The 534-nt window shown below is 47.0% G+C and carries 1 pseudogene; it reads right to left on the reverse strand.

Features of this window, described 5'->3' with window-relative positions:
* Positions 1-534: pseudogene (locus tag R7P74_RS28920) on the reverse strand (hypothetical protein); the annotation flags it as partial.

Consider the following 534-nt stretch of genomic DNA (forward strand, 5'->3'; position numbering starts at 1 on the left):
TCTGACATACCTTGGTTTTTTAGATCTTTTTCTGCCGACTTCAGCTCTTTTTCACGCGCTTTTCTCGCCGCTTCCTGAACTTGGTTGGCACGACGAACTTCGACGAGTGCGCCTTCTAAATCATTTTTTTGTAGATAGTTCAGACCAAGGTATAAATGCAAAAAGCCGAGTTCGTAGTCTGCAGGTTGGTATTCGTTAAGATTGTCGTTTACAGCAAGTGAACCTACGCTCGTCGCTGTTTCAGAAACAGAAATGGTTGCTCGGTCTTGTTGAACACGTACCGCGCGGTCGCTATCTTCGAGAGCTTTGAGGCTGGTTGGATAATCTTTCGCAAGGAATGAAATACGACCCTTTTCGAAATTGCCAAGGATCTCGCCACCGACGTCGCTCGATTGGAGTTGCTTAGCGTGGGCATAATTGCCAGCAACAACTGCCTGATAAACTTCTTGATTCTGGTCGCTGTAGTGGCTAAACAAATTGCCCGCAGACAAATTAGCGCAGCCAGACGCCATCAAGACCCAGCTAATCAGTCCA

Source organism: Vibrio sp. 2033 (genome assembly GCF_033339735.1).